Genomic DNA, 11,882 nt, shown 5'->3' on the forward strand with positions numbered 1-11,882 from the left:
TAGTAGACCTTCTCGCCGTCCACGATGGACTTGATCCACTTGTTCTGAAAGCGTCCGGCAAATGGTTGTGCTGACGGTGGTAATGTCGTTATGTCAATAAAAAATACAGGCGGTTGAGTGTGCGCAGGGATTACGAATGAATATTGGTACTCTTCTTCTTAACGCCGTCATTCAGGGAACAGAGGACTACTTTGATTATCTTAATACAAATGCACTTCCCTCAGCATTCTCCTTTTATGAACGGACTGGCTTCATTAGGCTAAATACTCCGATTGAATTCAAGCCAGTGTCCATATAGTATTTAGATAGCGTAAGTAAAGTAACGCATCGCTTGATACCGTAACGCATTCAGCATAATTGTCAGCATTGATTTGCATATCGATACCGAATTTTTGATACAAAATTACGGCAGCATTATGTTAAAAACCCTGCTATTAGCAGAGTTTTTCTTGTAAGTTTACTGATTATTTTTCTCTTGAGCCTTTAAATATGATGCTCGGTTAGTTGCTCTATTAATGTAATCATTGATAGCTGGACTTATGCTGATACCACATACTTTAGCCCAAAGAAGCGTATGTGACATAAAAATATCCGCTAAAGTAAAGTTATTACCTGCAATCCACTCGCTACCTTTATCAAATTTAAGTTGGTTAATTACTTGCTCGGATTCCTTTCTAAAGTAATTAACTAATTCTAAAGAACGTTTTTTTTCGGAGATAAAAATCAGTTGTTTTAGTAAATTCCAGATTGGAGATTCTAAGTCTGTAAGAGCAAAGCTTAGCCAAGAATTGATGATTGATTTTTCTTTTAAAGCAGTTGGATAAAAATTTTTCTCTGGGTATTTCTCGCATAAATAAAGACATATCGATAATGTTTCTTCTATCGATATATCGCCATCCACCATAAAAGGGACTTTTCCGCGAGAGTGAGGAGATGTAACGCTAGGAATATCGTTAAGTAAATCAACTTTGATCGTATCATACGATACACCAAGCTCTTCCAATGTCCACAAAACTCTTAATGAGCGACTTTTAGGAAAAGTGTATATTTTCATGTGAGATCCTTAATTGGAAATGTAAAACTAAGGTGTGTTGACATTTCGTGAGTAAAATTTGAACAAAATCATGATTTGGTATAATTATTTTTGCCAAAAAACAACCCAACCTCACCATTGTTAAAAGTTAGGATGCGTTCAGTACATCCCCTTCACACTGGATAAATGAAAAGCCGCATTTCTGCGGCCTGGATAGGGAGATAATTGTCGTCTTGGTTCAAGTCAAGAACAGACTATTTTTTATCTGCCCGGAAGACGTCGAAATAGTCAGGTGTGACAAGAAAAGGAACAAACTCGCCATTAGACAATGATGAGTTGGAAACATCTGATAATCTGAATTTCATTTCCTTAGCCAGATTTATCCCATTTGCCACAAGAGGATAGTCTTTATTTTTCGCACTTGTCATATAAGTTCCAAGGCTAATTAACGTTGGTACAGGTTTGGTTCCCCTCTCCAGAATAATGCTCATCCTGATATCCAGTTTTCCCATCATATCTTTTTGGGCCTTTTTTATTCTATCAAGCACATCTTTTGGGATCACCGCACCCGCATAAGCCTTTTGGTGAGAAAGAATAAATACATCCGCATCATTACCCAATTGACCATCGTCCGGTAATACACCCACAGCGACAGGAATAGTGAAATGTGCATAGGAATCAAATTTCTTACGATAGCACTCCACATACTCGGCATTTTTAAAAATAGTAGGGACTTTCTGTTTTAATTCAATGAGGCTTTTTGATTCTTTACGTGAATCTTCATAGTCATTACAGGATGACACTTCGATATCGATGTCACCCTTAACCAGTTTATGCTCAATTGAGGTGAGATCATCTGTATTTACTTTCGTTTCCACATCAACCTTACAACCGGAAAGAACCAGCGTTGAAGCCGCAATAACTAACCATTTTTTCATTTAAATACCTTTAGATAATTTAAAGTATGTTCATATTGTCATCGCATTTAATCATAAACTCTGCATGATTTTCACTATTTTTGTAACGCGCTAGCTATTCGTTATAACGGTTTGTGATGGCGATCTCCCTAGCGATATTTGGTTTGAACTTAAAAAAGCTCACTCATGACGCAATGGTTTAAATGATGAGCAAGCTTACCCTCTACTATCATTATTTACGATAATTCTCCATCCAATGTACTGCATAATCCAATATCTCTTTAGCCGGAACAAGCAATGTATTAGCAGAACCAATGGTACCTTTAAGAGTCAATTTTGGGTGCGAATAACAAAAATGTTCAACAATATCCTTAAAATAACCTTGATAAAACTGTTCACAAACGGAATCTATAGTGTCAAATTCCTCTAACATAACCCATACTATTTGGTTATTTTGCAATAATGGTACCTCCATCTTTCTAATATTCTTGTTTGGAATATTTGCCAAATGTTCAGCATGATGCAAAAGGCTCATAGTGTCATATGGAGCACCAATCATAAGAACTTTTCCCTGATGCTCTACCAATTTGGCAAATGGTGAGTCACTACCATAGCCATAATTTAATGAATGATTTTCGACGAAATACTCAGCATTATTTCCAATAGCAACTACAGAAGCACCAGGATTTTGACTTCGAATAGCTCCTTTAGTTGTCCTGACACACTCAGCAAATACACCATGATCTCTGCTTGCTCGTGAAAATGCTCGATCATATGGCATGATTTCTGGTTTTAATTCAGATGGAACATAACCATTAACATCCAGGCGATCTTCATAATTTTGTTCCCAATTCGTATAACATAGCAATGTTCCTCCAATTCCCACTACAGTTAAAAGAGATTGAATAAGATCATCTGCACCATTCAAACAATTGCCAACAGATCGCATAGCGACATGAGCCATAACAACATCGTCTTGTTTTATACCTATTTTTTGTAGTTGTTGAACAAGCATTGTCTTTGACCAATATTTATCTTCGCCTATTTGGATCATATATCTAACCCTATATGTGATTGGGATCGACTGACATTTTGGCTAATCCCGTGTGCCTAAGACTCACTGCCTTTAGCAAGGATATCAAACGATGATGATTCATAAAGAGGATAAAAAAACAACACAACAACTAAAAAGTCAATATATTGATTTTAAAAGAATTAAATCAAATAGCCGTCGTTTAAGGTTGGTTTATTGCATATTCTTCCATTTGGGTCTACCTTATCTATGTGTACTCAAAATCCTACTTGTTTAGTACACCCTCATTTGCTTCTTATTTCGCTCTTCCCCTCCCTGAATTCAGGGAGGGATTTTTGTTATTAAAAAATACCCTAAAACAAAATTTTCCTGTCATCCGTAATCGTATCAAAATCAACGATAATGATATCTTTTAATAATATCTTCCTGGCACACCTCTGTCATAAATTGAGTATTTATAATTAACTAAATTTGTTATAAATATTTCTACGCAATTCCATTATCAGTAAATTAAGCCTCATTATTTAATGAATATAATAACAAAAAGGTAATTTTACTCATTTTACAGTCAAGTACGGAAAAAATAGGAAATTCATCATGAATATGAAAAAGTCATTACTTTTTGCGGGATTGACAGTTTTTGGTACAATTCCATTTTCCAGTATTGCTGAACCAAATTCAAATCATGGATATATCGACACACCACCAAGCAGAGCACTTTTATGCCAAAAAGGCATTAATAAAAACTGTGGGTCTATCATGTATGAACCACAATCGGTTGAAGGTCCCAAAGGTTTTCCTCAAGGAGGGCCTCCAGATGGACAAATTGCCAGTGGCGGTGTTGGTCAATTCAAACAACTCAATGAACAAAGTGTAGATCGCTGGCATCATGTCACTATCAATAAAGGAATAAACCAATTTAAATGGACAATAACAGCCAGGCATAGTACCACTTCATGGCAGTTTTTTATTACCAAACCTAACTGGGATCCAAACAAGCCTTTAACACGCGCTCAATTTGATTTAAAACCCTTCTGTGAACATTTTGATCATGGCAAAAGACCAGACAAAACTGTCTCTATAAATTGTGATGTTCCTGAGCGCTCAGGGTATCATGTTATTCTCGGTGTGTGGACAATTGCTGATACTGCTAATGCTTTCTACCAAGTTATTGACGCTGATATTAAATAATATTTTTTAATTAATTTGACATATTATTTATCAGTGTTAGTTGAGTACAAAAAGTGCTGGTTATTTACCAGCACTTTTACCTAAAAAATTAAAATATTTTCGGATAAAATATATTTTCCGATTCAATTCCATATATGGAAAAACATGAAAAAATCAACTATTCTTAGAATCGCCAGACCAACAGATAACCTTAATAAAATTGCAGAAATGTATTGTCATGGCTTAAATTTTATTATATTAGGTGAATTCAAAAATCACGACAGTTTTGATGGTATTATGCTCGGGCACCCTAACCACTCTTGGCATCTTGAATTTACTCATCATCACAATACACAGGTTGGTAAGGCACCAACTAAAGATAATTTATTAGTATTTTATATAGAAGATAAAGTTGAATGGCAAGAGCAAGTAAAATCAATGCAAGATGCGGGATTTATTCTCGTTCCTTCTTATAACCCTTATTGGGATAAAAGTGGAAAAACTTTTGAAGATATTGATGGTTATCGTGTTGTATTACATCACAGTGCATCAGAGATTTAATTATTTATTTCATCGTTAATTGCTCACTTAAGAGATTATTTTTACCATATTGAAAATTTATTCAATTAGGTTATTAGTGATAGTTTTATTAAAGTAGACTTCTATTTTTCATCTCTAATAGCCTAAATAAACCACTATTAATACTTATCTTATGATAAAAACATTTTCTGTTCAGATTCCCTTCGTATACGTAGATCTGTTAATTCGCTCCCATCGGCACGATCCCATTTCAAAAATTCCCCTGCTGCACCTTGGTAATCACCTGCATTCAATTTCTTCAATAATGTTGAATGGGTAAAATTACCGATTCCCAAATTGAAAATAAACGAACATAAAGCATCAAATTGTCCTTGAGTTAGAGGCACTTTAACTAATCGCTCAATGGCTCCATAAATAGAGATAAGATCTTGATGCAAAAATGCTTCAGCCTGTTGCGCAGTAATCACTTGTCCGGGCTTTACTCCCTTTGTATGACCATATCCAATTGTCCACGGCGCTGCTCCAGTGGCGGGATCTGGATAGGCTTTCAACCTCAAACCTTCATAATTTTTGAGTTTACTAATACCGCTTTCACTAATTTCCATTCATCTTCTCCACGGCTAAATTGAGTGCCAGAGTTCATTTTTGTATAAAAAACAACCCGCAAACCAAGTGTAGACTAAAAAACAATCAATGAAGCTATTATTGTTAAGGGGTAATAGAGTCGCAACAGAGATAAATGCAAAATAAAATATTAAATTTCAATGTATTATGAGCATTTGCAAGATTTTTTTAAATTTTAAAAAAATAATTTAATAAATGCCTTGACTCTTTTTGCTTTGAGCATAAAATCTACCTCAGAATTTAGATTTTCGTGAAGTAAATCACAATTTATAACCCTCAAAGGAAATCATCATGAAATCTGTAAAATCTTTCCTCTCAAATGTACATTGCGTTGTTATCCGGTTATCAGCAACTCATTTTATGTAAGCTCTGCCGCAGCGATGTATTTATTATCTCCCCGCGATGCGAGGAGATAATAGGTTGCTTTCGTCTTGCGAACGGCAACTTGACACCTATGGAATATATTCCATCAGAAATTAGGGGTTGCTATCAAAATATTTTTCAACTAAGGCATATAAAATAGCAATGGTTTCAATATCTGGCACGCCGTCATAATATGTCGAACGAAAGTGCATTTGAAATGCTTTGATTAACAATTGAAAATTTTCTTCTTTTTCTGCTCCAGTAACGTCATAGCCATAGCGTTTAAACTTTTCTAAAATCTCGGCGACATCAGGCAAACGATGATCAAATTGTTCAATATATTTCTGCTTAGTTTCTTCGTCATACCATGCTCCAATTCCCGCATCATATAACTCTTTCCACGGAAAATGGGGACCCGGATCAGTTTTTCTTTGCCATGCAATATCTGAATGCCCGACAACATGAGTTGGCTGAATATCTGGATAACGTTGTAATATATTGATGGCAAGCTCTTTGATCGCATCGATTTGGTCAGGATGATAAGGAGGGAAAGTGAAAATACCATCATCATCACTGGCTTCATTCACAATCTCAATGCCAATGGATGTATCATTTAACCCTTCTCGTCCAGACCAATAACTTATTCCCGCATGCCAAGCCCTTTCAAGTTCATCAACTAAATTGAATATATGAATTTTATCAAACCCAGCAGCCCGATAAGTTGGATCATCTGGGTTTGGAACTAAGTAATGAGCACTGACAAACTCTCCGGTCAATGCCTGAACAGATTTTTCAAAGTTCAGAGCGGTATAGTGCATAACTAAAAAGCGGGAGCGTCTGTTAAAACTTTTAGTTGAACGGTATGAATTACAATCAATTTTATACATCGTTGTTCTCCTTTATTTTTTTGCTCTATGTAACACTGTAAACGTTTAATTACCTCTAAAAAACATATTTTTTATCACAGTTATAATAAATCAGCAGGCATTTGAATCCACTCTATTCCATTAGATAAAAAAAGACACTTGTCAGGCAAGTGTCTTTTTTTATTACTTTGGTTTCTTTATTTTTAATTATTGTGACTTTATCAATTACACACTGATTTAATGAATAATTTTATAGTCAAAAATGAATTACAGATTGCAAGGTAGCGAGTTGATAATAAAAAAAGATGTATCTTGCTTGCGCATAAAACTATACCAACTTAAGGTTCAATTTCAATATCTGTCAGCGGATAACAACTACAGGGTAAAATTTCCCCTTCATTGACAAACGCCAATGGCTTACAAGGATATCCTACCTTTCCTTTTACCAGACGAACACGGCAAGAACCGCAATATCCCTGCCGACATTGATATTCAAGCTGAACTTTACCGTGCTCCAGTGCTTCCAATAAATTATCGTGGGAACTTGAAGAATAATGGATGTATAAGCCCTGCCGTGACGGCAGGGTAACTTTATAATCAGCCATATCAGAGTTCGAAACCGCTGAGATCCTCAGTATTGACTTCCGAATCAATCTGACCAACCAAGTAAGAACTGACTTCGACTTCCTGTGGAGCCACTTGAACATTATCAGAAACCAGCCACGCATTGATCCACGGGATCGGGTTAGAGCGGGTTTCAAATGGCAACTTCAAGCCAACTGCCTGCATCCGAATATTGGTGATATATTCGACGTACTGACACAGAATATCTTTGTTCAGGCCAATCATGGAGCCATCTTTAAACAGGTAATCAGCCCACTCTTTTTCCTGTTCTGCTGCCTGTACAAACAGTTCGTAGCACTGTTGTTCACACTCTTTGGCAATTTCCGCCATTTCAGGATCATCCTGACCAGAGCGCAGCAGATTCAGCATGTGCTGCGTTCCCGTTAAATGCAGGGCTTCATCACGGGCAATCAGTTTGATGATTTTGGCGTTACCTTCCATCAATTCACGTTCAGCAAAAGCAAATGAACACGCAAAACTGACATAGAAGCGGATGGCCTCCAGCGCGTTAACGCTCATCAAACACAAGTAAAGCTGCTTTTTCAATTCTCGCAGATTGATGGTGACAGTTTTGCCGGCAACATCATGCGTTCCTTCACCGAACAGATGATAATAGTTGGTCATTTCGATCAGATCATCGTAATACGCGGAAATGTCTTTAGCGCGTTTTAAAATCTGTTCATTTTCCACAATATCATCAAATACGATAGCAGGATCGTTTACGATGTTACGGATAATATGCGTGTAAGAACGCGAATGGATCGTTTCTGAAAACGACCACGTTTCAACCCAAGTCTCCAATTCTGGAATGGAAATCAATGGTAGAAAAGCCACATTCGGGCTACGACCCTGAATAGAATCCAACAGCGTCTGGTATTTTAGATTGCTGATGAAGATGTGCTTCTCATGATCTGGCAGCGCGTTGTAGTCAATGCGATCACGGGAAACATCCACTTCTTCTGGACGCCAGAAGAAGGAGAGTTGTTTTTCAATCAACTTCTCAAAAATAGGATATTTTTGTTGATCAAAACGCGCCACATTCACAGACTGGCCGAAAAACATCGGTTCTTGTAGCTGATTATTTTTTACTTGCGAAAAAGTGGTATAGGACATAGCTTCCTCAAATTAAATCTTACACGCGCCGCCTTCACAATCGGAATCCGCTGACTCAACAACTTCTTCCAGATCACCCTGAACGTCTTCTGCTCCATCACGGGTGTTGTGGTAATACAATGTTTTCACACCATATTTATAAGCAAGCAGTAAATCTTTCAGCAATTGGTTCATCGGAACCTTGCCATTAGGGAAACGTGCCGGATCATAGTTCGTATTGGCAGAAATCGACTGATCGATAAATTTCTGCATAATCCCGACCAATTGTAGGTAGCCGTCGTTGCTCGGCATTTGCCACAACAGCTCGTAAGCGCCTTTCAGAAGAAAGTAATCAGGGACAACTTGACGCAGGATACCGTCCTTAGAGGCTTTTACACTGATATAACCACGTGGTGGCTCAATGCCGTTGGTCGCATTAGAGATCTGCGAAGAGGTCTCTGATGGCATCAATGCTGACAATGTTGAGTTACGCAAGCCATGTTGCTGAATGTCACGGCGTAGTGCTTCCCAATCCATGTGCAAAGGTTCACTGGTCAGTGTATCCAGTGTCTTTTTGTAAGTATCAATCGGCAAAATACCCTGTGCATAAGTGGTTTCATGAAACCACGGACAAGCCCCTTTCTCTTTTGCCAGCTCGTTTGAAGCTTTCAACAGATAGTACTGAATAGCTTCAAACGTTTTATGAGTCAGATTATTCGCGCTACCATCAGAATAACGTACGCCGTGTTTCGCCAGATAATAAGCGAAGTTAATGACGCCAATACCCAGAGTTCGACGCCCCATAGAGCCTTTTTCGGCAGCAATAATCGGATAATCTTGATAATCCAGCAAGGAATCCAGCGCACGAACGGCCAATTCGGCCAGTTCTTCCAATTCGGTCAGGCTTTCGATAGCTCCCAAGTTGAAAGCGGACAATGTACACAGTGCAATTTCACCATTTTCATCGTTAATATCGTTCAATGGTTTAGTTGGCAGTGCAATTTCCAGACACAGATTCGATTGGCGAACAGGTGCGATAGCCGGATCAAACGGGCTGTGAGTATTACAGTGGTCAACGTTCTGGATATAAATACGTCCCGTTGAAGCACGTTCCTGCATCATCAATGAGAACAATTCAACCGCTTTAATGCGTTCCTTACGGATATTGCTGTCATTTTCATACTGAGTATACAGGCGTTCGAACTCATCCTGATCCGCAAAGAAAGCATCGTACAATCCCGGAACATCAGACGGACTGAACAGAGAAATGTCGGCCCCTTTAATCAGGCGCTCATACATCAGTTTGTTAACCTGTACGCCGTAGTCCATGTGGCGGACACGGTTGCCTTCAACACCACGGTTGTTTTTCAATACTAATAGGCTTTCCACTTCCAGATGCCACAGTGGATAGAACAGCGTTGCTGCCCCGCCACGAACACCGCCCTGAGAACAGGATTTCACCGCAGTCTGGAAGTGTTTGTAGAATGGAATACAACCCGTGTGGAATGCTTCACCTCCACGGATTGGGCTACCCAATGCGCGGATACGACCAGCGTTTACACCGATGCCGGCACGCTGGGAAACATATTTAACAATCGCACTGGATGTCGCATTAATAGAATCCAGGCTGTCACCACACTCGATCAGAACACAAGAGCTAAATTGACGCGTTGGTGTACGAACCCCCGCCATAATTGGCGTTGGCAGCGAAATTTTAAAGGTGGAAATCGCATCATAGAAACAGCGGATATAGTCCAGACGCGTTTCTTTGGGATAAGTGGAAAACAGGCACGCAGCAACCAGAATGTAGAGGAACTGGGCGCTCTCATAAATCTCGCCAGTCACACGGTTTTGTACTAAATACTTCCCTTCCAGCTGCTTGACCGCCGCATAGGAGAAATCCATATCACGCAAATGATCAATAAAACTATCCATTTGCTCGAATTCTTCTTTGGAATAGTCTTCCAGCAAATGTTTGTCGTATTTACCCAAATTGACCATTTTTGCAACATGGTCATACAGCGCAGGCGGCTCAAACTGACCATAGGCTTTTTTACGCAGATGGAAGATCGCCAGACGTGCCGCCAGATACTGATAATCAGGCGCATCACCGGAGATCAGGTCAGCCGCAGCTTTGATCATGGTTTCATGGATATCGGAGGTTTTGATACCATCGTAAAATTGAATCTGGGAACGCAGTTCTACTTGTGATACTGAGACATTTTTCAGACCTTCGGCAGCCCAGGCAACAACCCGGTGAATTTTATCAAGATCAATTTGTTCTTTATGTCCATCACGTTTGGTAACTAGCAGACTCTGGTTCATGGGGAAATACACCTTCTCTCTTTTCGTATCTCACCTATATTCGTTTTCCTTGACCTCATGGCAGCACAATGCACCCAAAATGGCTGTGAGCCAGTTGGGGCTGAGTTAGCTACAATTCGCTACTGTTTTCACTACTACACAAGCTGCTACTACAAGATGACAAGAAACACAATATATAGGGGGAAATTAAAACGGTAATAACAAGATAATGTTATTTTCGGGTTTTATCAAGTGCACAAAGTCGAGAAGTTTTGTGGATAACTTGAGGATTAATTTTGGCAAAAAGCCGATAACCTGCGTAGTTACTTGATGTTACTTTCATAAGGCTATCGGCGAAACAGGGAAAATAAAATCTTAAAAATAATATCCAGTTGCCGTTTTATTAATCCCTTAGCGACCTTTGTCAGACAAATCGGGTGTGCAGCATATAATTCACGTCGACATTATGCCCAAGGCGAAATTTGTCTGTTAACGGATTGTAATGTAAACCAATAATATGTTGCTCTTTCAGCGTCGTCTTATCGACCCAACTTATCAGTTCAGAAGGACGGATAAACTTTTTCGCATCATGCGTGCCTTTTGGCACCATATTCAAGATATATTCCGCGCCAACAACCGCCATCAACCAGGCTTTCCGGTTGCGGTTAATGGTTGAAAAGAAAACATGGCCACCGGGTTTGACGAGTTTGGCACAGGCCTGAACCACAGACTCTGGGTCGGGCACATGTTCAAGCATCTCCAGGCAGGTCACAACATCGTAGGCATACGGGTGCTGCTCTGCGTGGCTTTCTACCGTTTCCTGAACATAAGCAACGGGAATACCGGATTCCAACGCATGCAAACGGGCAACTTGCAGGGGTTCAAACCCCATATCCAACCCTGTCACTTCCGCACCTTCACGCGCCATGCTTTCTGACAAAATGCCGCCGCCACATCCAACATCCAGCACTTTTTTACCAAAAAGGCCGTCAGCATGTTGCAAAATGTAGTTCAAGCGCAGTGGATTGATACGGTGTAATGGCTTGAATTCGCCGTCAAGATCCCACCAACGGGAAGCAACGGCTTCAAATTTTTCGATTTCCTGCTGATCCACATTGGCATGGGATGGAATGGGTGAATCGGGAGTTTTGACGTTCATCAGCAATATCGCTCCTGGGTACTGCTTCACAGAAAACTGGTTCACAGCAAACTGATTCACAGAAAATGTAACAGTATTATGGGGATGTGTGACAGAAAACTATTATACATGCCTTAATCTTGAAATACCCGCATCCAGTTTTTATAAAACTATCAAT

General features: G+C 39.3%; 11 protein-coding genes. 2 read left to right on the forward strand and 9 right to left on the reverse strand.

Annotated elements, in window-relative coordinates; translation table 11 throughout:
- Nucleotides 1-457: 457 nt before the first annotated feature.
- The 3 genes from PSI15_RS03230 to aac(3) form a co-directional block, all read right to left on the reverse strand.
- Nucleotides 458-1,054, reverse strand: a complete 597-nt coding sequence (locus PSI15_RS03230) for a glutathione S-transferase family protein (RefSeq protein ID WP_273582275.1) — start codon at nt 1,052-1,054, stop codon at nt 458-460.
- 233 nt (nt 1,055-1,287) lie between these two features.
- Entirely contained in the window at nt 1,288-1,971 is a 684-nt protein-coding gene (locus PSI15_RS03235) for a DUF7424 family protein (RefSeq protein WP_045971376.1), read from the reverse strand.
- Nucleotides 1,972-2,182: 211 nt separating this feature from the next.
- Nucleotides 2,183-3,004, reverse strand: a complete 822-nt coding sequence (gene aac(3), locus PSI15_RS03240; RefSeq protein WP_273582276.1) for an aminoglycoside 3-N-acetyltransferase — start codon at nt 3,002-3,004, stop codon at nt 2,183-2,185.
- A gap of 576 nt (nt 3,005-3,580) precedes the next feature.
- On the opposite strand from aac(3), the gene PSI15_RS03245 reads away from it, so the two are divergent.
- Entirely contained in the window at nt 3,581-4,174 is a 594-nt protein-coding gene (locus PSI15_RS03245) for a lytic polysaccharide monooxygenase (protein WP_045971377.1), read from the forward strand.
- 144 nt (nt 4,175-4,318) lie between these two features.
- Entirely contained in the window at nt 4,319-4,714 is a 396-nt protein-coding gene (locus tag PSI15_RS03250; protein ID WP_273582277.1) for a VOC family protein, read from the forward strand.
- A gap of 149 nt (nt 4,715-4,863) precedes the next feature.
- On the opposite strand, the gene PSI15_RS03255 is transcribed toward PSI15_RS03250, so the two are convergent.
- From PSI15_RS03255 to ubiG, 6 genes are all read right to left on the reverse strand, one after another.
- Nucleotides 4,864-5,298, reverse strand: a complete 435-nt coding sequence (locus PSI15_RS03255; protein WP_273582278.1) for a lysozyme — start codon at nt 5,296-5,298, stop codon at nt 4,864-4,866.
- A gap of 495 nt (nt 5,299-5,793) precedes the next feature.
- Nucleotides 5,794-6,567, reverse strand: a complete 774-nt coding sequence (locus PSI15_RS03260; protein ID WP_273582279.1) for an N-acetylmuramoyl-L-alanine amidase — start codon at nt 6,565-6,567, stop codon at nt 5,794-5,796.
- A 317-nt stretch (nt 6,568-6,884) separates the two neighbouring features.
- Nucleotides 6,885-7,151 (reverse strand): class I ribonucleotide reductase maintenance protein YfaE, encoded by a 267-nt coding sequence (yfaE, locus tag PSI15_RS03265; RefSeq protein WP_045971385.1) that lies wholly within the window; start codon nt 7,149-7,151, stop codon nt 6,885-6,887.
- Nucleotide 7,152: 1 nt separating this feature from the next.
- Nucleotides 7,153-8,283 (reverse strand): class Ia ribonucleoside-diphosphate reductase subunit beta, encoded by a 1,131-nt coding sequence (nrdB, locus tag PSI15_RS03270; RefSeq protein ID WP_273582280.1) that lies wholly within the window; start codon nt 8,281-8,283, stop codon nt 7,153-7,155.
- Between the two features lie 12 nt (nt 8,284-8,295).
- Entirely contained in the window at nt 8,296-10,587 is a 2,292-nt protein-coding gene (gene nrdA, locus PSI15_RS03275; RefSeq protein ID WP_273582281.1) for a class 1a ribonucleoside-diphosphate reductase subunit alpha, read from the reverse strand.
- Between the two features lie 403 nt (nt 10,588-10,990).
- Complete coding sequence (gene ubiG, locus PSI15_RS03280) at nt 10,991-11,725, reverse strand: bifunctional 2-polyprenyl-6-hydroxyphenol methylase/3-demethylubiquinol 3-O-methyltransferase UbiG (RefSeq protein WP_273582282.1); 735 nt, start codon at nt 11,723-11,725, stop codon at nt 10,991-10,993.
- Nucleotides 11,726-11,882: the final 157 nt, after the last annotated feature.

Source organism: Xenorhabdus sp. PR6a (assembly GCF_028599065.1).
GTDB lineage: Bacteria > Pseudomonadota > Gammaproteobacteria > Enterobacterales > Enterobacteriaceae > Xenorhabdus > Xenorhabdus doucetiae.

What these genes read in the sequence shown, in the direction of transcription:
- PSI15_RS03230 (WP_273582275.1), bottom strand. Translation starts at nt 1,054, where the DNA reads ATGAAAATATACACTTTTCCTAAAAGTCGCTCATTAAGAGTTTTGTGG.
- PSI15_RS03235 (WP_045971376.1), bottom strand. Translation starts at nt 1,971, where the DNA reads ATGAAAAAATGGTTAGTTATTGCGGCTTCAACGCTGGTTCTTTCCGGT.
- PSI15_RS03245 (WP_045971377.1), top strand. Translation starts at nt 3,581, where the DNA reads ATGAATATGAAAAAGTCATTACTTTTTGCGGGATTGACAGTTTTTGGT.
- PSI15_RS03250 (WP_273582277.1), top strand. Translation starts at nt 4,319, where the DNA reads ATGAAAAAATCAACTATTCTTAGAATCGCCAGACCAACAGATAACCTT.
- PSI15_RS03255 (WP_273582278.1), bottom strand. Translation starts at nt 5,298, where the DNA reads ATGGAAATTAGTGAAAGCGGTATTAGTAAACTCAAAAATTATGAAGGT.
- PSI15_RS03260 (WP_273582279.1), bottom strand. Translation starts at nt 6,567, where the DNA reads ATGTATAAAATTGATTGTAATTCATACCGTTCAACTAAAAGTTTTAAC.
- yfaE (WP_045971385.1), bottom strand. Translation starts at nt 7,151, where the DNA reads ATGGCTGATTATAAAGTTACCCTGCCGTCACGGCAGGGCTTATACATC.
- nrdB (WP_273582280.1), bottom strand. Translation starts at nt 8,283, where the DNA reads ATGTCCTATACCACTTTTTCGCAAGTAAAAAATAATCAGCTACAAGAA.
- nrdA (WP_273582281.1), bottom strand. Translation starts at nt 10,587, where the DNA reads ATGAACCAGAGTCTGCTAGTTACCAAACGTGATGGACATAAAGAACAA.
- ubiG (WP_273582282.1), bottom strand. Translation starts at nt 11,725, where the DNA reads ATGAACGTCAAAACTCCCGATTCACCCATTCCATCCCATGCCAATGTG.